This is a genomic window from Methylobacterium sp. HJ2 (assembly GCF_056431005.1).
The window spans coordinates 11416-31938 of sequence record NZ_JBWJYM010000008.1 but is presented as its reverse complement, the minus strand read 5'-3'; the positions used below and the strand labels follow the sequence as shown (position 1 = coordinate 31938).

At 72.0% G+C, this 20523-nt stretch carries 15 protein-coding genes; 10 read left to right on the top strand and 5 right to left on the bottom strand.

Annotated elements, in window-relative coordinates; all coding sequences use genetic code 11:
* Nucleotides 1–186 precede the first annotated feature (186 nt).
* The 3 genes from ACS5RC_RS18805 (at nucleotide 187) to ACS5RC_RS18795 (ending at nucleotide 2735) form a co-directional block, all read left to right on the top strand.
* On the top strand, nucleotides 187–1422 hold the full coding sequence (locus tag ACS5RC_RS18805; protein ID WP_478345688.1) for a divergent polysaccharide deacetylase family protein: 1236 nt from the start codon (nucleotides 187–189) through the stop codon (nucleotides 1420–1422).
* Between the two features lie 76 nt (nucleotides 1423–1498).
* The gene (locus tag ACS5RC_RS18800) at nucleotides 1499–2050 is read left to right on the top strand and encodes an RNA pyrophosphohydrolase (protein WP_478345429.1); all 552 of its coding nucleotides are present in this window, start codon (nucleotides 1499–1501) and stop codon (nucleotides 2048–2050) included.
* Between the two features lie 28 nt (nucleotides 2051–2078).
* On the top strand, nucleotides 2079–2735 hold the full coding sequence (locus ACS5RC_RS18795; RefSeq protein WP_478345428.1) for a DUF2939 domain-containing protein: 657 nt from the start codon (nucleotides 2079–2081) through the stop codon (nucleotides 2733–2735).
* 48 nt (nucleotides 2736–2783) lie between these two features.
* Here ACS5RC_RS18795 and ACS5RC_RS18790 read toward each other — a convergent pair whose 3' ends face one another.
* Nucleotides 2784–3167, bottom strand: coding sequence for a photosystem reaction center subunit H (locus ACS5RC_RS18790; protein ID WP_478345427.1), 384 nt, complete (start codon nucleotides 3165–3167; stop codon nucleotides 2784–2786).
* A 14-nt stretch (nucleotides 3168–3181) separates the two neighbouring features.
* Nucleotides 3182–3610 carry a response regulator gene (locus ACS5RC_RS18785; RefSeq protein WP_478345426.1) on the bottom strand — a complete coding sequence of 143 codons (429 nt, stop codon included), beginning with the start codon at nucleotides 3608–3610 and terminating at the stop codon, nucleotides 3182–3184.
* Between the two features lie 207 nt (nucleotides 3611–3817).
* Here ACS5RC_RS18785 and ACS5RC_RS18780 point away from each other — a divergent pair, with 207 nt between their 5' ends.
* From ACS5RC_RS18780 to ACS5RC_RS18765, 4 genes are all read left to right on the top strand, one after another.
* Nucleotides 3818–4477: a YoaK family protein gene (locus tag ACS5RC_RS18780; RefSeq protein WP_478345425.1), complete on the top strand. Its 660-nt coding sequence runs from the start codon at nucleotides 3818–3820 to the stop codon at nucleotides 4475–4477.
* 8 nt (nucleotides 4478–4485) lie between these two features.
* Nucleotides 4486–5490, top strand: a complete 1005-nt coding sequence (locus ACS5RC_RS18775) for a WD40 repeat domain-containing protein (RefSeq protein ID WP_478345424.1) — start codon at nucleotides 4486–4488, stop codon at nucleotides 5488–5490.
* 70 nt (nucleotides 5491–5560) lie between these two features.
* Entirely contained in the window at nucleotides 5561–6082 is a 522-nt protein-coding gene (locus tag ACS5RC_RS18770; protein ID WP_478345423.1) for a DUF2937 family protein, read from the top strand.
* A gap of 119 nt (nucleotides 6083–6201) precedes the next feature.
* Nucleotides 6202–7440, top strand: coding sequence for a peptide ABC transporter permease (locus ACS5RC_RS18765; RefSeq protein WP_478345422.1), 1239 nt, complete (start codon nucleotides 6202–6204; stop codon nucleotides 7438–7440).
* A gap of 22 nt (nucleotides 7441–7462) precedes the next feature.
* On the opposite strand, the gene ACS5RC_RS18760 is transcribed toward ACS5RC_RS18765, so the two are convergent.
* The 3 genes from ACS5RC_RS18760 to argB form a co-directional block, all read right to left on the bottom strand.
* Entirely contained in the window at nucleotides 7463–7882 is a 420-nt protein-coding gene (locus ACS5RC_RS18760) for a metallopeptidase family protein (RefSeq protein ID WP_478345421.1), read from the bottom strand.
* Nucleotides 7879–8610: a pyrimidine 5'-nucleotidase gene (locus ACS5RC_RS18755; protein ID WP_478345420.1), complete on the bottom strand. Its 732-nt coding sequence runs from the start codon at nucleotides 8608–8610 to the stop codon at nucleotides 7879–7881. Before ACS5RC_RS18755 ends, ACS5RC_RS18760 begins: the two co-directional genes overlap by 4 nt.
* A 61-nt stretch (nucleotides 8611–8671) precedes the next feature.
* Nucleotides 8672–9565 carry an acetylglutamate kinase gene (gene argB / locus ACS5RC_RS18750; RefSeq protein ID WP_478345419.1) on the bottom strand — a complete coding sequence of 298 codons (894 nt, stop codon included), beginning with the start codon at nucleotides 9563–9565 and terminating at the stop codon, nucleotides 8672–8674.
* Between the two features lie 346 nt (nucleotides 9566–9911).
* On the opposite strand from argB, the gene ACS5RC_RS18745 reads away from it, so the two are divergent.
* From ACS5RC_RS18745 to ACS5RC_RS18735, 3 genes are all read left to right on the top strand, one after another.
* On the top strand, nucleotides 9912–11240 hold the full coding sequence (locus tag ACS5RC_RS18745) for a UDP-glucose dehydrogenase family protein (protein ID WP_478345418.1): 1329 nt from the start codon (nucleotides 9912–9914) through the stop codon (nucleotides 11238–11240).
* A gap of 423 nt (nucleotides 11241–11663) precedes the next feature.
* The gene (locus ACS5RC_RS18740; RefSeq protein ID WP_478345417.1) at nucleotides 11664–19124 is read left to right on the top strand and encodes an SDR family NAD(P)-dependent oxidoreductase; all 7461 of its coding nucleotides are present in this window, start codon (nucleotides 11664–11666) and stop codon (nucleotides 19122–19124) included.
* On the top strand, nucleotides 19121–20488 hold the full coding sequence (locus tag ACS5RC_RS18735; protein WP_478345416.1) for an aminotransferase class I/II-fold pyridoxal phosphate-dependent enzyme: 1368 nt from the start codon (nucleotides 19121–19123) through the stop codon (nucleotides 20486–20488). Before ACS5RC_RS18740 ends, ACS5RC_RS18735 begins: the two co-directional genes overlap by 4 nt.
* The last annotated feature ends 35 nt before the right edge of the window (nucleotides 20489–20523 follow it).

The window sequence follows — 20523 nt, the reverse complement described above, 5'->3', positions numbered from 1 at the left end:
ATCGATCCACGCAAAGCCCCGTCCGGCAGCCGCCGGGCGGGGTTTTCCGTTCGTGCCGCAGACCGGCGTCCGGCTGTGATGGAAGCCCGGCGCAGCGTTGAGGAAAAATTAACCCTGCGGACCGGCAATGGGCGCTGAAGATGCCGGCGCCCGCGCGGTGAGTCGGCCTCATGGCCTGCCGAGACCCTGGTGAGCGAGCCCGACGACATCCTGACGCGGCCCCTCGGGACCGACGCGCCGTTGAGCCGCCGAGCCGCGGCGATCGCCGGCCTGCGGCGCGGGATCCGCTCGCCGCGGGTGGTGGCAGCCTCGATGGCCGCTCTCTTCGTCGGATCGGGGCTCGCGCTCCTCGCGTTCGGCGATCCCCAGGGCGGTGAGCCACGGGTCACCGTCTCCATCGTGATGCGGGAGCCGACCCGGCCTCCCGCCGCCCGCGAGCCGGCGCCGGTCGCGCAGGCGCCTGAGGCCGAGGCGGGATCGGCGCGCGTCCAGCGCACCGCGGAAGAGGTCGAAACCGCCTCCGGCGTCACCGTGGTGCGGGCCGGAGGCAGCGGCGCGCCGAGCGACGCCGTGGTGATCCGGGTGCCCACCTCCCCGATCCAGCTCGCGCCTGCGCCCGATCCGCGCCTGACGGACCGCAGCCGGCACGGCCCCATGCCGAAGCTCGGCAGCGGGCGCCTGCGCGCCCTCGACGTCTACGCGCGGCCCGAGGAACCTGGCACCGGCCCCCGCATCGCGATCCTGGTGACCGGGCTCGGCATCGGCCAGGCCGCGACCGCGGCGGCCATCGTGCGGCTGCCCGCGGCGGTGAGCCTCGCCTTCGCGCCCTACGGAACCGACATCGACCGCACGGCCGCGCGCGCCCGGGCGGCCGGCCACGAGATCCTGCTCCAGACCCCGATGGAGCCGTTCGACTATCCCGACAGCGACCCCGGCCCCCAGACCCTGCTCACCGCGCTCAAGGGTCCGGAGAACGCCGATCGCCTCGCCTGGGCGATGAGCCGGTTCACCGGCTATGTCGGCATCGTCAACTTCATGGGCGCCAAGCTGATGAGCGACGCCGGGGCGTTCGAGCCGGTGCTGCGCGAGATCGGGATCCGCGGCCTCGGCTTCGTCGACGATGGGACCTCGGCCCGCGCCCTGCCGCCCGGTCTCGCCGCCAAGGTCAAGGCGCCCGCGGCCCGCGCCGAGATCGTGCTCGACGCCCTCCCCCGCGCCGACGCGATCGACAAGGAACTCGCCCGCCTCGAGGCGCAGGCCCGGGCCAAGGGCTTCGCCCTCGCCTCGGCCAGCGCGCTGCCGATGACGGTGGAGCGGATCGCCCGCTGGTCGCGAGACCTCGACGCACGCGGCATCCGGCTCGTGCCGGTGAGCGTCGCGCTCCGGGGCGGGACGGAGACGAAGCTAACCAAGGCCGAGTAGGCGGGCTGCCGACGATCGCGCCCCATCCCGCGCTTTCGGCGGCGTCCGGGCGTTGCCGCTCGCCCGAGCCCTCCCTATGGTCCGCGCCATGACGCGCGATGCAACCGTTTCGGCTCCGGTCGACCTGTCCTACCGCCCCTGCGTGGGTGTCGCGCTCATCAATCGCGCCGGCGGCGTCTTCGTCGGGCGCCGCAAGGGCCTTGCGGACGGGCCGGGTGTCCATGCCTGGCAGATGCCGCAGGGCGGCATCGATCCCGGCGAAGGGCCGGAGGCTGCGGCCGTGCGGGAGCTGCACGAGGAGACGAACGTCTCGCCGATCTCCCTGCGCCCGCTCGGGCAGATCCCGGACTGGCTGGCCTACGATCTTCCGGCGGACGTCATGAAACAGGCCTGGACGGGGTGCTATCGCGGGCAGACCCAGAAATGGTTCGCCTTCGGCTTCCTCGGAACGGACGCGGAGATCGACGTGCACCATCCCGGCGGCGGTCAGCACAAGGCCGAGTTCGACGCGTGGCGCTGGGCCGCCTTCGCGGAGCTGCCCGGGCTGATCGTCCCGTTCAAGCGCCCGGTCTACGAAGCCGTGGTCGAGGCGTTCGCGCCGCTCGCGACATGGTCGCGGGGGGCTTGAGCGTGCTCGGGCCGCGCTGAGCCGGGCGATGCGTTGGCTCGCGGTCGCGCTGGGGATTGCCCTCGCCTGGCTCCTGTTCACCCTCAGCCCGTTCTGGGGTCTGTACGGGCTCGCACGCGCGGTGCGCGAGCACGACGTCGCCTATGTCGAGCGGCACGTGAACTTCCGGACGCTGCGCGTGTCCCTCGTCCGTCAGACCAGCGCTGCGGTGAAGGCGGCGGCCGAGCGTGATCCGAACCTCGATCCGCGCGAGCGTCAGCAGCTCAACGACGCCGCGATCGGCCTCGGCCTGGCGCTCGCCGAGCGCATGGTGACGCCCGAGACGGTGATCGATCTCCTGGACGACGGCTGGCCGGAGCGGCTCGACATCCGCAAGCCCGATTCCGAGCCGGCCGGCGGGCTGGGGATCGACAGGGTCGGTCGCCTCATCCCCTATTATCTCGCCTCCGAGATGCGGGGCTTTCGCACCGTGGTGATCCCGGTTCCGCCCGAGGTCCGGCGCAACTCCCAGGCGCGGATCCGCCTGCGCCTGCGCGGCTGGACCTGGCGGCTCATCGACATCGAGGTGCCCGAGGCCCTGCGCGAGGCGATGGCGGACCGCCTCGGCCGGACCCTCGCGAAGGCGCATCTGCGCGGCGAGAAGGGTCGGCCGACCGAGGGCGAGGACGTGCCGGACCAGCCCTGACCTGTATGGGCCCTTCGGAGACGGAGGGTCCGGTCTCGGGCCGAGCGCCTACTTGGCTTTCTCCGCCGGGACCGCCGGATCCGCGGCCGGAAGGCGCGGCTTCCGGGCCTGGGCGACGCTCTCCGCCTTGTCCTCGTCGGTGTCGCCGCCCTGCTCGATCGCCTTGTCGGGGTTCGCGGCCAGCGCGGTGACGATCGCCAGAAGGCGCTCGCACTCGGCCGGGTATTTGTAGGTGTCGAGCACGATCGCCGCGTCGCGCAGCGTCCGCAGGTCGCGCAGGGTCTGCCGGTTGGCGCCCTCCTGCAGCTCGGTCCTGCGGGCCAGAAGCTCCTCGATCTTGGGGCTGGCGACATCGCAGGCGGCCTGGGCCTGGCTCGTGGCCAGCGCGATGCCGAGCGCGAGGGCGAGGCGGCTGAGGATCTGGCGCGGCATGGCGGGTATCCGATTCAGGCGTGGTGGGGGCGAGCCCGGCGCAGCACGTCGTTCGTCAGCGCGACGAGCTGGCTCGGGCGGTAGGGCTTGGGCACGAAGACGGAGCGCGACACGGCCTCGCCCTCGGACAGGCCCGACCGGCCGCCCGAGGTGTAGACCACCGGCAGGTCCGGGCACTGGCACCGGGCGTGGCGGGCCAGCACGACGCCGTTCGTGTTGCGGGCCAGATCGATATCGGTGAAGAGCAGGTCGACGCTCTCGCGGGCGAGGATCTCCTCCGCCTCCCAGGCATCGGCCGCCGTCAGCACGCGGTAGCCCTCCTCGAGGAGCGCCTCGGCGGCCAGTTCGCAGACGACGGGCTCATCCTCGACGATCAGGACCGTCGGGGCCGGGGCGTCGAGGAAGGCGGGAAATCCGAGCGCGGTGCAGGCGAAGGGAATCATGACGCAACTCCTACTCACCCGGCGCGGGACGTTCGTCCCTCTGCCGGATCGCCAGACCAACGGGGCCCTGCGCTCCGGCGTTCGCCGCGATTGCATCGAATTGCTTGAGCTTGGTAAGCGAAGCTTTAACCCTGCCCGTCAGCGCCTGAACGGAGCGCCGGAATGGGTTAACGGGGGGTTAAGGCCCCGGCACGGAGAACCGGATTCGTGAACCGGTCCTGGCAATTGGCGACGGGCTTGGTGCTCACGGCCCTGGCCGGATACGTCGACGCGCTCGGCTTCGTACGCCTGGGCGGCCTCTACACCTCCTTCATGAGCGGGAACACCACGCAGCTCGCGGTCTCCCTCGGCCACGGCGAACTGCGCCACGCGGTGATGCCCTGCCTCCTGGTGCTGGGCTTTCTCATCGGTGCGGTGCTCGGCAGCGGCCTCGCCATCGTGGTCCCGGCGCCCTGGTCCACGCCGGTCGTCCTCGCCTACGAGACCCTGCTCATCCTCGCCGCGCTCTCGCTCGGCATCGCGACGCCCGAACTGGGCCTGGCCTCCTTCTTCATGGCGATGGCCATGGGGGCGCAGAACGCCGTGCTGTCCCAGGTGAAGGGCTTCCGGGCAGGCACGACCTTCGTCACCGGCGCCCTGTTCAGCCTCGCGCAGAAGATCGCCGAGGCGCTGACCGGGACCGCGCCGCGCTTCGGCTGGATCGGCGACGCGGCGGTGTGGGGCGCCCTCCTGTTCGGCGCCCTCGGCGGAACCGTGGCCTACGGCCGCTACGGTCTGTTCGCCCTCCTCCTCCCCGCACTGATCGCCGGAACGTTCGCGGTCATCGCCGCGATACTCTCCGCGCGCTCCATCCGTCCCCTCGCGTGAGTACCCCGATGAGCACAGCCGCCTCCCTGACGCGCCATGTCGCGCCGCTCGAACCCGGCGCCCACGTGACGGCCGCCCACTGGATGGGCGAGACCCTGGCCCTCGCCCTCGGTGACGGGACGGTCCTTCTGCACAGGGCGGGCGAGACCGAGCGCGCGGCGGCCCATCCCGACGGCGCGATCCTCACGGCGGCGGGCGATGCCGGCCGGCTGGTGACGGGCGGCGACGACGGCCGGGTCGTCGCGGTCGCGCCGGACGGGACCGCGACCGAGATCGCCGCGGCGAAGGGCGGGGCCTGGATCGACGCCCTCGCCCTCCATGCGGACGGGAGCTTCGCCTACTCGGCCGGGCGGCAGGTGCGCGTCCACGACGCCAAGGGCCGGGAGCGCAGCCTCGAGGCGCCGTCCAGCGCCCGCGGTCTCGCCTTCGCCCCGAAGGGCTTCCGGCTCGCGGTGGCGCATTACAACGGCGTCAGCCTCTGGTTCCCGAACCACGAGGCGGCGCCCGAGGTCATCAGCTGGAAGGGCTCCCACATCGACGTCACGTGGTCGCCGGACGGGCGCTTCGTGGTCTCGACCATGCAGGAGAACGCGCTCCACGGCTGGCGCCTCCAGCCCGATCGCGGACACATGCGGATGTCGGGCTACCCCGCCAAGGTCCGCTCGATCTCGTGGTCTGCGGACGGAAAATGGCTCGCCACCAGCGGCGCCGAAGCGGCGATCGTCTGGCCGTTCGACTCGAAGGAGGGCCCGACCGGCAAGGCCCCGCGGGAATGCGGCGTCCGTCCGGCCCGGGTCTCGCGCGTCGGCTTCCACCCCAAGGCGCCGGTCCTCGCGATCGGCTACGAGGACGGCTGCATCCTGCTGGTGCGCTTCAGCGACGCGTCGGAGCTGCTGGTGCGGCCCGCGGTGAAGGGCAGCGGCATCAGCGCGCTCGCCTGGGATGTGCGCGGCGATCGTCTCGCCTTCGGCTGCACCGACGGCCAGGCGGGCCTCCTCACGCTGCCGGCCTGACCGCGGACGGATCCGCTGGCCAGTGGGCGGCGACCGTGCTCTTGTTCGATCCAGCCCATCGGAGATTGCCGTGTTCCGCGTGATCCGCACCCTCGGCCTCGCGCTCGGGCTCCTCGGCGGGGCGCTCGCCGCCCAAGGCCCGGAATTCGCCCAGCAATACGCGCAGCGCCTCGGCGGTGCCGTGGACGAGCTGCGCCGCGAGGTGGCGACGCTCGAATCCGACGCGCAGGCGACGGGCACGACCCGGGACGGCGCGGTCGAGCGGCTGCGCGGCAACCCGGACGCCCTGGTGGCGCGCCGCGGCGAGGCGGCCCGCACGATGGTGGCGCGGCTCGCCGATCTCAGCGCGCAGCAGGCGGCGCTCGCCTCTGCGACCTCGCCGCTCGGACGCCTCGTGGAAGTCGTGCGCCGGCCCGACCTTCCGATCATGCGGGCAGCCGCACACGACTATCAGCCCGCCGTGCCCACGACCGCGGACGGCCTGATCGCGGGAGTCGCGGGCTTTCTCGCGACCTGGGGCGGCTGGCGGGTCGTCTCGGATCTCGGGCGCCGCTTGGCGCGTCGGCCGGCTCGGGAGGCCCGTGCGGCCTGACGCAATCGGAGGGCGGGTGTGTCTGGGCATCTACAGCGCCTAGCCCGCGCCTTGCACTAGGGAAGTCGCGACGCGCCCGCTCGGCGGGCGCGCGGTATCCGTCGCCAGAGTCGCAAGCCATGCCGCGTGCGCTGAACACACCCGTCGATCCGGCGCTCGACGCGGCAGCCCTGCTGCGGCGCATCGGCTTCCTCGGGCTGTTCGTGGTGGTGCCGGTCGTGTCCCAGGTCGCCCGCCGCGCCTCGGTGATCATCGCGCCGATCGCGGTCGCCCTCCTGGTGCTGGCCAGCGCGATCGACGGACGTCAGCGTCCGCTCCGGCCGTCGGGCGCGCGCCTCGTCCGCTCGCCGGCCTTCCTCGCCGGGATGCTGGTGGTGCTGTGGTCCGGCCTGTCCCTCGCCTGGACGCCGTTCCCCGGCCCGGCGGCCGAGCGCCTCGCCAACCTGCTGGCGGTCATCCTGCTCACGCTCGGCGGCTACCTCGCCCTGCCCGACCGGATGCGGTCGGCCAACCTCTACCTGCTGCCCCTCGGCGTCACCGCCGGCGCTCTGGTGGCGATCGTGCTCGGCCTGTTCGGCGACAGCCTGATGCGCGGCAGCCTGGACGACGACAGCGCGCTCGACCGCGGGCTGACCCTGCTGGCGCTGCTGCTCTGGCCCTCCGTGGCGTGGCTGCGCTCGCGCCGCCGGGACCGGGAGGCCCTCGTCGTCGCCCTCCTGGTGGCCGGTGCCGTCGCGGCCTCTCCGGACCTCACGCAGATCCTCGCCCTGGCGGTCGGCGCCCTCGCCTTCGCGGTGACGACCGTGAGGCCGCGCCTCGGCACGCTGCTCACGGCCGGCATCGCCGCCGGGTTGCTCGCCGCGGCGCCGCTCCTGCCCTTCGTCGCACGCCCCGTCGGCGCGGCCCTGTTCGGACCCGTGGCGCCGGGAGTTCTCGCGCTGAAGAGCTGGCAGAAGGTGATCACCACCGAGCCGGTGCGCCTGATCACCGGGCACGGCTTCGTCACGGCCCTGCGCGGCCGCTTCGTCGGCCTGCTGCCGCAGAACGCGCCCACCACGGCGCTGTTCGAGTTCTGGTACGAGCTCGGAATCGTGGGAGCCCTCGCCGCCGCCTTCGCGCTCTACGCCTCGGTGCGGCGGGCGGGCCGCGACGGACCGCTCCTCGTGCCCGGCGCGATGGCGGCCTTCGCGACCGCCTTCACGGTCGCCTGCATCGGGGTCGGGCTCACCGTGGTCTGGTGGCTGACGGCGCTCGCCATCACGATCCTCGTCTTCGTGGCGATCGAGCGCGGCCAGTTCCGCACCAGCCGCCCCAAGATCAGCCGCCTGCGCCGCATCCACGCCGACGGGGCGGGCTGAGCCGGGACCCTCCGCGGGGCCCTCAAGCCTCCGCCGCGGCCTCGATCCGCGCCATGTCGTCGTCCGACAGGCCCATGTGGTGGCCGATCTCGTGGATCAGCACGTGAGCGACGAGGTGGCCGAGGGTCTCGTCGTGCTCGGCCCAGTAATCCAGCAGCGGGCGCCGGTAGAGCCAGACCGTGTTGGGCATCTGCCCGGTGACCGCCTCGCCGGCCTGCGCGAGCCCGACCCCCCGGAACAGGCCGAGCAGGTCGAATTCGCTCTCGCACGCCATGTCCGCGAGAGTTTCCGCGTCGGGGAAGTCGTCGACGACGATGCGGACGTCCGCGCACAGGTCGCGGAAGCCCTGCGGCAGCCCCGCGAAGGCGGCGTCGGCGAGCGCCTCGATCTCGGCGAGCGTCGGGGACCGGGCCTGCGCGAGCGCGGCGAGGGGATCCGTCACGGGGTCGCGGCCGGCAGCACGCAGGTTCCGAGGAAGCCGGCGAGGTCGTCGGTGATGAAATCGATATGCGTCTCCTGCACCGCCTCCTGCTCGAACGCCTCCCGGTAGGGATCGGCGATCTTGGGCACCACCAGCACGGTGCCCATGCCGAGATCGTGGGGCACCACGAGATTGCGGGCGATGTCCTCGAACAGGACGGAGCGCGTCGGGTCGATGCCGTGGCGGGAGAGGAAGCGCTCGTAGGTCGAGCGCTCGGGCTTGGGCACGAAGTCGGCCGCCGCGATGTCGAACACGTCCTCGAAATGGTCGAGGATGCCGAGCTTCTCGGCGACGCGCTCGGCATGGCGGCGCGAGCCGTTGGTCAGGATGAGCTTGCGCCCCGGCAGGCGCTCGATCGCGTCGCCGAGCGGGCGGTCGAGGCGGATCGTCGAATGGTCGATGTCGTGGGCGAAATCCAGGAAGTCGTGCGGATCGACCCCCTCCTCGATCATCAGCGCCTTCAGCGTGGTGCCGTAGCGGTGATAGAAGTACTTCTGCAGCGCGCGCGCGGAGAGCCCGTCGAGCCCGTAGAGGCGCATGACGTAGAGCGTGATGCGCTCGTCCACCTGCGGCCAGACCATCGCGTCGCTGGGATAGAGCGTGTTGTCGAGATCGAACACCCAGGTGTCGATGCGCTCGAATCCTCGGGCCGGGCCGGCGGTGAGATGACACGGATCGGTCAGGTACACGTCGCTCTCGCGTTGGGAGCCGGACGGCGGGGGCCCGTCCGGCCGCAGGGATCTTGGCGGGTCAGGACCGGCGGATCAGGGTGCCGGCGCCGTAATCCGTGAACAGCTCCAGCAGCACCGCATGGTTGACCTTCCCGTTGAGGATGACCACCGCCTCGACGCCGCGGTCGATTGCGTAGATGCAGGTCTCGATCTTCGGGATCATGCCGCCCGTGATGGTCCCGTCCGCGATCAGGCGCCGGCAATCCTCGACGGTGAGTTCCGGGATCAGCTTCTTGTCCTTGTCGAGCACGCCCGGCACGTCGGTCAGGAGCAGCAGGCGCTTGGCCCGCAGCGCGCCCGCGATCGCGCCCGCGAAGGTGTCGGCGTTGACGTTGTAGGTCTGGCCGTCCTCGCCGTAGGCGACGGGGGCGAGGACCGGGATCAGCTCGGCCTTCAGCACCGCGTCGAGGACGCCGCGCTCGACGTGGTCCGGCTCGCCGACCAGCCCGAGGTCGAGGGTCCGCTCCTCGGCGCTCTCGGGATCCTTCACCGTCTTCATCGCCCGCTTGGCGCGGACCATGTTGCCGTCCTTGCCGCAGAGCCCGATGGCCCGGCCGCCCTCGGCCGAGATCCAGCCGACGATCTGCTTGTTGATCGAACCGGCCAGGACCATCTCGACGACTTCGACGGTCGCCTCGTCGGTGACGCGCAGGCCGCCCCTGAACTCGGACTGGATGCCGAGCCGATCGAGCATCCGGCCGATCTGCGGACCGCCGCCATGGACGACGATGGGCTTCAGGCCCGATTGCTCCAGCAGCACGATGTCCTCGGCGAAATCCTCGGCCGCGGCCCGGTCGCCCATCGCGTGGCCGCCGTACTTGATGACCACGATCTCCTGATCGTAGCGCTGCATGTGCGGCAGAGCCTGGGCCAGCACCTCGGCACGGACATGGACGTTGGGCAGCTCGGTCATCGCGTTCCTCTGCGGGCGCGGGCGGCGTCCGGCACGCGTCGCGCGGGCGCACTTCTATAGGAACTGAATCGGGCTGCGAAGCCGCCGGTGCATGACGCTGCCATGACGCTGCCGGGAGGAACAGGCGGTCGCGTTGTGCGGCGCATCACGGACGCCCGGACTACCCCTTAAGGTTGCTGCGAACCGCGTCCCGGCCCGTGCGAGAGGGTTTGCCACGGCTCGGCGACGCGGGCTAGCATCGCCTTGCCGCCGAGCGGTCCATGAGCCGGCCTTGAGCCGGCAGGCCGAATGGTGCATCGCGATATCGGGCCGCCGGTCGGGCGCGCGGACAGCCGGGGGGACAGCCATGCGGATCGCGATGGTGGGATCGGGGTATGTCGGCCTGGTCTCGGGCGCCTGCTTTGCGGATTTCGGGCACGAGGTGGTCTGCGTCGACAAGGATCCGGCCAAGATCGCCGCCCTCGAGCAGGGACGCATGCCGATCTACGAGCCGGGCCTCGACAGCCTCGTCGCCGACAACGTGCGCCAGAGCCGCCTCGGCTTCTCCACCGATCTCGGCCCGGCCGTGGCCCAGGCCGACGCCATCTTCATCGCGGTCGGCACGCCGTCGCGCCGCGGCGACGGCTTCGCCGACCTCAGCTACGTCTACCAGGCCGCCCGCGACATCGCCCGCGCGCTCACCGGCTACACCGTCATCGTCACCAAATCGACGGTGCCGGTCGGCACCGGAGACGAGGTCGAGCGTATCATCCGCGAGACCAACCCGCAGGCGGAGTTCGCCGTCGTCTCCAACCCCGAGTTCCTGCGCGAGGGCGCGGCGATCGACGACTTCAAGCGGCCCGACCGCATCGTGGTCGGCACCGAGGACGCGCGCGCCGAGGCGGTGATGCGCGAGATCTATCGCCCGCTCTACCTCAACGCCGCGCCGATCCTCGTCACCGGACGGCGCACGGCCGAGCTCACGAAATACGCCGCCAACGCCTTCCTGGCGACCAAGATCACCTTCATCAACGAGATCGCGGACCTGTGCGAGCAGGTGGGCGCCGACGTGCAGCAGGTCGCGCGCGGCATCGGCCTGGACAACCGCATCGGCGCGAAGTTCCTGCATGCCGGTCCGGGCTACGGCGGCTCCTGCTTTCCCAAGGACACGCTCGCGCTGGTCAAGACGGCGCAGGATTTCGGCGCGCCGATCCGCATCGTCGAGGCGGTGGTGGCGGTCAACGACCAGCGCAAGCGCGCCATGGCGCGCAAGGTGATCCAGGCCTGCGGCGGCACGGTGCGGGGCAAGCGGATCGCTCTGCTCGGCCTGACCTTCAAGCCCAACACCGACGACATGCGCGACGCGCCCTCGCTGGCGTTGATCGCCGGGCTGGAGGATGCGGGCGCGACGGTCTGCGCCTACGATCCCGAGGGCATGGCGGCGGCCCGCGCGCTGCTGCCAGACCTGGCCTGCGCGCCCGATGCCTATGCCTGCGCCGAAGGAGCGCACGCCGTCGTCATCGTCACCGAGTGGAACGCCTTCCGGGCCCTCGACCTCGCCCGCCTGCGCAGTATCATGGCCGAGCCCGTCCTCGTCGACCTGCGCAACGTCTACAGCCGCGCCGGGGCGAACCAAGCGGGCTTCCGCTACGTCGGCGTCGGGCGCTCCGCCACCGGCGTCGAACCGGGGCGGTAGGAAGGCCGCACCTTTCCTCGGCGTGCGGTTCCGGCGCACCTCGTCCCGCGGATCCCGGGCGCCGCAAGCCTCGGACGCGTCGGCCCTCCGCCAGGGCGGCCATGAGCCCTCCAACCCGCGACGCCCCGTCGCTTCGGCGCCGCAATCCGGCCGCCGGCGGGCTGTATGGCTGAAATGTGGCACCTCGAAGAGGGTGTTTTGAAGGCGCCTTCTGCAAGATCCACGGGCCGCAAACCCAATCGTCAAGCGAGACAACTTAGACTGATGGATACAGATCACAGATCTGCGAAATTGCGCCGTCGCACACAGTCTTGGCCTAGGTGCCCGTTTGCCTCCGCATTAGAGCCATACTAAGGGTTGAAGGGATTGCCCACCCGCCGCCGGCCCCCTCGGCCCCCGCTAACGAGCGTGTGCGAACCGAACGTGACACAACGTACAGATATCGCCATCGTCGGTCGCGCCTGCCGCCTACCCGGAGCGCCCAGCGTCGAGGGCCTCTGGCAGCTCCTGACCGAGCCCCGTTGCGCGGTGAGCCGCGTTCCCGGAGATCGCTGGTCTCTCGACCGGTTCGGCCATCCCCGGGCGCAGGAGCGGGGCAAGAGCTACACCTGGGCGGCCGGCGTCCTCGACGACATCTGGTCGTTCGATCCCGGCGTGTTCGGCATCTCGCCGCGCGAGGCCGAGCAGATGGACCCGCAGCAGCGCCTGCTGCTGGAGCTGACCTGGGAAGCGCTTGAGGATGCGGGCCTGCGCCCCTCCGCGGTCGCGGGCGCCCATATCGGCGTGTTCGTCGGGGCCTCGTCGCTCGATTACGGCAACCTGCGCATCCTCGACGTGCCGTCGGGCGACGCCTACGCGGCCACCGGCAACACGCTCTCGATCCTGTCGAACCGGATCTCCTACATCTTCGACCTCAAGGGGCCGAGCTTCACGGTCGACACCGCCTGCTCGTCCTCCCTCGTCGCGCTCGACAACGCCGTGCAGGCGATCCGCTCCGGGCGGATCGACACGGCGGTCGTCGCGGGCGTCAACGTGCTCGCCAGCCCGTTCAACTTCATCTGCTTCTCCAACGCGCAGATGCTCTCCCGCACCGGCCTGTGTCAGGCCTTCTCGGCCAATGCCGACGGCTATGTCCGCTCGGAGGGCGGTGTGGTCCTCGTGCTGCAATCCGCCGAGGCGGCCCGCCGCGACGCGGCGACCGTGCGCGGCCGGATCGTCGCGACCGGCGTCAACTCGGACGGACGGACCACCGGCATCTCGCTGCCGTCCGGCTACGCGCAGGGCGCGCTGCTGGAGAAGGTCTACCGCGAGGCCGAGATCGATCTCGACCGCATCGCCTTCATGGAGGCCCACGGCACCGGAACGCCCGTCGGCGACCCGATCGAGGCGTCCGCCATCGGGAGCAAGCTCGGCCGGCCGCGCAAGGCGCCGCTGCCGATGGGGTCGATCAAGTCGAACATCGGCCACACCGAGCCGGTCTCGGGTCTCGCCGGCCTGCTCAAGGCCAGCCTCGCCCTCGAACACGATCTCGTGCCGGCCTCGCTCCACGCGGCCGAGCTGAATCCCGACATCCCCTTCGCCGAGCTCAACCTCGACGTGGTGCGCGAGGCCCGGCCGATCCCCCGCGGGACGGCCGAGCGCTTCGCCGGCGTGAACTCCTTCGGCTTCGGCGGCACCAACGCCCACGTCGTCCTGAGCGACGCCGAGGCGGCACCCCAGGCCGCCGAGACCCGGGCGCCCGCGATGCTGCTGCTCTCGGCCCAGAGCCGCGCCGCGCTCAACGAGCTCGCCCTCGACTATGCCGAGCGCTTCGAGGCGGCGACGGCGCCGGAGGCCGCGCGCATCGCGGCCGGCGCCGCGCATCGCCGCGAACGCCTGAACGCGCGCCTCGCGATCCCCCTCGACGGCTCCGTCGACGTCGCCGCGACCCTGCGCGCCGTCGGCGAGGGCGAGGACAGTCCCGACGCCCTGACCGGCACGGCGATCGACCGGGCCGCGGACGTCGCCTTCGTCTACTCGGGCAACGGCAGCCAATGGGCCGGGATGGGCCGGGAGGCCTATGCCGAGAACGCCGTGTTCCGCGCGGCGTTCGAGCGGATCGACGCGCTGTTCAAGCCGCTGGCCAAGTGGTCGCTCAAGGAGGCGCTCGACGCCCCGGACCTCGAGGAGCGCCTCGCCCTCACCAGCGTCTCGCAACCCCTGATCTTCGCGATCGAGAGCGCCTCGACCACGGCCCTGCGCGCCCGCGGGCTCAACCCGAGCTTCGTCCTCGGCCACAGCGTCGGCGAGATTGCCGCGGCGGAGGCCGCCGGCATCCTCAGCCTCGAACAGGCCGTGCAGGTGATCTTCTACCGGAGCCGTCACCAGGAGACGACGCGCGGCCAGGGCACCATGGCCGTCCTGCTGATGCCGGCCGAGGACGTGCCGGCCTTCCTCGTCGATTATCCGAGCCTCGACATCGCCGCCTACAACAGCCCGAAGGCCGTGACCGTCGCGGGGCCGGTGGCCGACATCGACGCGGCCCTCAAGGCGCTGTCGCGCAAGCGCCGCCGCGGGCGCAAGCTCGACCTCGCCTACCCGTTCCACGGCCGGATCATGGATCCGACCGAGAAGCCCCTGCTGCGCGACCTCGCCGGGCTGAAGCCCGCCGCGGGAACGACCCGCATGGTCTCGACCGTCACCGGAACGGTGCTCGACGGCACGCGCTTCGGCGCGACCTATTGGTGGCGCAACATCCGCGAGCCGGTCCGGTTCTGCGAGGCCGTCCAGGAGGCGACCCGGGCGGGCGCGCGCGTCTTCGTCGAGGTCGGGCCGCGCGCGACCCTGATGTCGCATATCGGCGACGCGATCGAGCCGCTGGGCATCGACAACGCCACGGTCGGCGTCATGCACCGCAAGGATGCGGGCGGCGACCCGATCGCCAAGGCCGTCAGCGCGGCCCTGGTCCAGGGCGCGGCGGTCGACGAGGCCGCCCTGTTCGGCACGGCCCCGGCGGGCGCGATCGGCCTGCCGACCTACCCCTGGCAGCGTCGTCCCTTCCGCCTCGGAGAGACCACCGAGAGCGTCGGGGCCACGAGCACGCGCCACTACCACCCGCTGATCGGATCGCGCACGGCGCCCGACGGCCTCGAATGGCACGGCTACGTCGACATCGCGACGGTACCGGAACTCGACGACCACCGCATCGAGGGCCAGGCGATCATGCCCGGTGCCGGCTTCGTCGAGATGGCGCTCGCCGCCGCCCGCGAGGCTCTGCGCAGCGACGAGATCGTGCTCGCCGATTTCGAGATCCTGTCGCCGATGGTGTTCACCGAGGACGCGCTGCGCGAGGTCGCGGTGCGCCTGTCGGGCTCCGGGAACGGCATCCAGGTCCTGAGCCGGCCGCGCCTCGCCCAGACGCCCTGGCAGGTCCACGCCCAGGCGAAGATCGTCGAGGGCAGCTTCTCGCCCCCCGCCGCGCCCGCGCTGGAGATCCCCGAGGACGGCGCAGTCTCGGGCGAGGAGCTCTACGCCCGCGCGGTCGCCGCCGGCCTCGGCTTCGGACCGAGTTTCCGGCAGGTCGCCCTCTCGGCCCGCATCGACGAGGCGACCATCGTCTCCGAGCTGGTTCCGGCCGAGGCGGATGCGCGCTACGGCCTCGTGCCCGCGCGCCTGGATGCCTGCTTCCACGGGCTGATCCTGCTCTTCGCCGATCTTCTGGGCGAGACCGCCGGGAAGGCCTACATCCCGGTGCGCTTCGGCGAGATCCGCATGGTCCGGCCCGGCGCCGTGATCGCCCGGGCGGTGATCCGCACGCGTCGCTGCAACGAGCGCAGCATCCTGGCCGACTTCACGATCCTCGATTCCGAGGGCGCCGTCGTCGCCACCATCCGCGAGGGCCGGTTCCAGGCCCTGCGCGCCAAGAACGGTGGCGATCTCGGGGCCTACGCCATCACCCAGGTCCCCGAACTCGCCACCGTGCCGACCGCGGTGCCGAGCGAGCGCCAGCCGAACGTGGCCGAGCGCCTGCGCCGCTTCGCCGAGGCGGCGCGCGGCGAGGCCGAGGCGCCGCTCTCGCCGGGCCACCTCCTGCTGGAAGGCTGGGCCACCGCCCTCGCCTACCGCTTGGCCAAGGGTCTTGCGCAGGCGACGACGGGAAGCCCGAAGGGCACAGCCGCTGCCGAGAAAGCGATCGGCACCGTCGCGATCGACGGGCGCGTGCCCGAGGCGATGCGGCCCTGGCTGATCAATGCCCTCGACGCCCTGGAGAGCAGCGGGCTCGCCGAGCGGACGGGTGAGACCTGGGCGCTGGGCGACGGCTCGACCCTGCCGGCGCCCGAGGAGATCATGCGCTGGATCGCCGGGGATCATCCCGAACTTTCGGCCGAGTTGGTCCTGATCGCCGATGTGGGCGCCCTCGTGGAGCGCCTCCTCGCCGGCGGCCTTGCCGAGGCACCGAGCCTGCCGCAGAACGCGCTCGACGCCTTCACGCTGCGCAGCGCCACCGCGCGCAATGCGGCCCAGGTGATCTCGGGCATCGTCGAGGCGGCGCGCGAGCGCCTGCCCAAGGACCGGGCGCTTCGCCTGCTGCAAGTCGGCTTCGGGCCGCTCTCGGCCCAGGCCGCGGGTCTTGCCGAGTCCCTGCAAGCGCGGCTCACGGTGTTCGACGCGGATCGCCGCCTCGCGGAGCGGGCACGCCTCGCACTGCCCCGTGGAATCGAGGTGATCGAAGCCGCCGAGGCGTTGCCGGAGGCGGGCTTCGATCTGATCCTGACGAGCGGCGCCCTGCATCGGGGCGAGCGCGACCTGCCGCGGCGGCTCGCCGCGGCGCTCGCCGGGGGCGGCCTGCTCCTCGCCGTGGAGCCCGGCGCCTCGCTGTTCCGCGATCTCGTCTTCGGCCTCACCCCGGATTGGTTCGAGCAGGGCGTCGGCGACCTGCCGGTCGGCCGGCTCGACGATATCGCGGGGTGGCAGCGCACGCTCAGCGCCAGCGGCCTCGTCAGCGTTCTCGCCGAGCGCGCGGCCTCCGCCAACGGCGACGACCTGCTGTTGCTGGCCGAGGCACCCGAGCGGCCGGAGCCGGCGGCGGTCCAGACCTTCGCCTTCGTCATCGGCTCGGACGACGAATTCGCCGCCGAGACCGCCTCCTCGCTCGCGACCCTGCTCGCCGCCAGCGGCGTGCACGTCTCGATCATCCTCGATTCGGAGACCTCGCTGCTCGAGCTGGAGCGGGAGACCCCCGACACGGTGGTGTTCCTGGCCGGCGCCTTCACCCGTGGGGGCGAAGCGGCCGAGCGCCTGCGCGACCGCTGCCTGAGCTTGAAGCGCTGCAGCGAGCATCTCGGTGCCCGCCAGACCCGCCTCTGGGTGGTGGCGCCGGGCGCGACCCGCGACAGCGGCGGCCAGGGGCCGGCGATCGAGGCTGGCCTGTGGGCCTTCTCGCGGACGCTCGCCAACGAGGCGCCGAATCTCGACGTGCGCCGCGTCGACGTCGCACCCGAGATGTCGTCGAAGCGCGTGTCGGAGCGGCTGTGCGACCTCATCCTCTCGGGCACGCCCGAGACCGAGATCGTGTTGGACGAAGACCGCACGCAGGTCATCCGCTTCCTGCCCGGCCGTCCGCGGCGCCGGGCCGGCGCCGACGCCGTTCCGGCCGGCGCGGCGCGGCTGGAGCGCAGCAATACCGGCGGCCTCAACGAGATGGTTTGGGGGCCGGCCGAGCGCCGTGCGCCCGGCCCGGGCGAGATCGAGATCGCCGTGGAGGCGACCGGCCTGAACTTCCGCGATGTGCTCTGGGCGCTCTCGATGCTCCCGGAGGAGATCCTGGAGGACGGCTTCGCCGGCCCGCGGCTCGGCCTCGAATGCGCCGGCCGGATCATCGCACTCGGCGGTGGCGTGAAGGGCTTCAAGGTCGGCGATCCGGTCGTCGCCTTCGCCCAGTCGGGCTTCTCGACGCATATCGTCGTGCCGGATCTCGTGGTGGCGCCCGCTCCCGCGGGCCTCGACCCGATGGCGGCGGCGACCGTCCCGGTCGCGTTCCTCACCGCCTATTACGGCCTGGTGAGCTGCGCCCGCCTGCGCCGCGGCGAGTGGGTGCTGGTGCATGGCGGCGCGGGCGGCGTCGGCTTGGCCGCGCTCCAGATCGCCAAGCTGAAGGGCGCGCGCGTCATCGCCACGGCGGGATCGCGCGAGAAGCGGGCGCTGGTGAAGGCGCTCGGCGCCGAGCACGTGCTCGACTCGCGCTCCCTCGCCTTCGTGGACGAGATCCGGGCGATCACGGGCTCGGGCGTCGACGTGGTGCTGAACAGCCTGTTCGGCGAAGCGATGGAGCGCTCGCTCAACGCCCTCAAACCGTTCGGACGCTTCGTCGAGCTCGGCAAGCGCGACTACGTCGCCAACACCCATATCGGCCTGCGCCCGTTCCGGCGGAACCTCACCTATTTCGGCGTCGATCTCGATCAGGTGCTCCAGCACCAGGGCGAGGACGGAGCGCGGATGTTCCGCGAGGTGATGGCGCTGTTCGGCGAGGGCGGATTGAAGCCCCTGCCGTACCAGCCCTTCACCGCCGAGGAGACCTCGGACGCCTTCCGGCTGATGCAGCAATCGGGGCATGTCGGTAAGATCGTCATCGCCCCGCCCAAACCGGGCCGGGTGCTGGCGGAGACGAAATCGGCCTTCGCCATCGACGCGAACGGCACCCATCTCGTCACCGGCGGCCTCGGGGGCTTCGGCCTGGAGGCGGCACGCTGGCTGGTCGACCGGGGCGCGCGGCGCGTGGTTCTCGCAGGCCGGACGGGCGCGACCAGCGACGAGGCCAAGGCCGCGCTCGCCGCCTTCGCGGCGCGCGGCGTCACGGTCGAGGCCCGGGCCCTCGACATCACCAGCCGTGCCGCCGTCGACCGGCTCGTCGCCGAGATCGAGCGGACGGGTCGGCTCGCCGGCGTGATCCACGCCGCGGCGGTGCTGCAGGACGGTCTGATCGCCAACATCGATGCCGCCGCGCTCGATGCGGTGATCGGCCCGAAGGTCGTCGGCGCCCGGAATCTCGACGCCGCCACCCGCGACCGCAGCCTCGATTATTTCGTGCTGTTCTCCTCGGCCACGACCTTCATCGGCAACCCCGGCCAGGGCGCCTACGTCGCGGCCAACGGCTTCATGGAGGGCATCGCCCGCCAGCGCCGCCGCCGCGGCCTGACCGCCCTCGCGGTGGCCTGGGGCGCGATCGGCGACGTCGGCATGCTCGCGCGCAACCGCGCGGTGATGGAGGGCCTCGCCGCCCGCGTGGGCGTCACGCCGATGGAGGCGCGCCGCTGCCTCGACCTGATGGGCGAGGCGCTGGAAGGCCAGGGGCAGAGCCCGGACGAGGCGGTGATCGCGATCGCCGCGATGCATTGGGGCAAGGCGCGCGAGCGGCTCGCCACCATGCGCTCGCCGAGCTACGCCGATCTCGGCTCCGACCAGCAGGCCGAAGCGGGCGGCGTCGCGACGGTCAACATCGCGGCCCTGCTCAAGGGCGGCGATCTCGACGCCGTGCGCAAGACCGTCTCGGACGCGATCGTCGAGGACATCGCCCGCATCCTGCGGCTGCCCAAGGACGACATCAGCCGCGTGCGCCAGCTCTCCGAGATCGGCCTCGACTCGCTGATGGGCGTCGAGCTCGGCGCCAGCCTGCAGGAGCGCTTCGGGCTCGATTCGCCGCCGGCCGGGATCTCGTCCGGCCTGACGGTGAACGAGTTGTCCGAGACCTTAATTCAGGCGGTTTCGGCGCCCATGGACGAGGCGGCCGGCGTGGCCCTGAGCCTGGCTCAGAAGCACGTCGGCAGCGAGGTCGATGCCGCGGCGCTCGCGCCCCTTCGCGACCTCGTGGAGCAGAACAGCCTCGAGATCAAAGAGATCCTTCCATGACCCAGTCGCCACGGCCGGACGGCGGTCGCGCCGCCCTGGCAGGCTTCGTGACGAACCGGATGGGGCGCAGCACGCCCCGCCCGGTCGCCCTGCGGGCGCCCGAGCCGGCGCAGGACCCCGCGATCCAGAATTTCGAGAGCCTGCCCGGCTATCGCGAGCTGAAGCTCCAGCGCTCCGCCGCCGACCTGATCGGCCTCGGCAACCCCTTCTTCCACGTCCACGAGACCAAGGCCGGCGCGATCACGCGCATCGAGGGCCGGTCCTTCGTGAACTTCTCCAGCTACGATTATCTCGGGCTCAACGGCCATCCGCAGGTGAGCGGCGCCGCGCGCGCGGCGATCGACGCCTTCGGCACCTCGGCCTCCGCCAGCCGGGTGGTGGCGGGCGAGCGGCCGGGCCATCTCAGCCTGGAGCGCGCCCTCGCCGACCATTACGGCACCGAGGCCTGCGTCGCGATGGTGAGCGGGCACGCCACCAACGTCACGACGATCGGGGCCCTGCTCGAGGCCGGCGACGTGATCTACCACGACGCCTTGAGCCACAACAGCATCGTCACGGGGGCGCAGCTCTCCGGGGCGCAGCGGCGCAGCTTCGCCCACAACGACCTCGACGCCCTCGAATCGGTGCTTCAGGCGACGCGCCACGAGCACCGCCGCGCGCTCATCGTGGTCGAGGGCCTCTACAGCATGGACGGCGACGCGCCCGACATCGCCGGGCTGGTCGCGCTGAAGCGGCGCTACAACGCGTGGCTGATGGTGGACGAGGCCCACGGGCTCGGCGTCCTCGGCCGCACCGGCGCCGGCCTGTTCGAGCACGCCCAGATCGACCCGAAGGGCGTCGACATCTGGATGGGCACCTTCTCCAAGACGCTCTCGGCCTGCGGCGGCTACATCTGCGGCCCCTCGGCACTCGTCGAGTACCTCAAATGCACGGCCGGGGGCTTCGTCTACAGCGTCGGCATGTCCCCGCCGCTGGCCGCCGCCGCCGAGGCCGCGCTCGCCGTGATGCGGGCCGAGCCCGAGCGAGTCGAGCGCCTGCGCCAGAACGGGCGCCTGTTCCTCGATTGCGCCCGGACGCAGGGCCTCGACACCGGCACCAGCCTCGGGCTCGCGGTCATTCCGGTGATCATCGGGGATTCGCTGAAGTCGGTCACCCTGTCCGACCGGCTGTACAAGCGCGGCATCAACGTGCAGCCGATCATCCACCCGGCGGTGCCGGAGCGCGCCTCGCGGCTGCGCTTCTTCCTCACCTCGGAGCACACGCCCGAGCAGATCCGCGAGACGGTCGCCGCGGTGGCCGAGGAACTCGCCGCGATCGAGAAGGGCGGCTCCCTGATCGAGCAGCTGCTGGCCAAGCGCGGCTGACCTCAGACCGATCGAAGTCCTCACGAGAGCCGCGC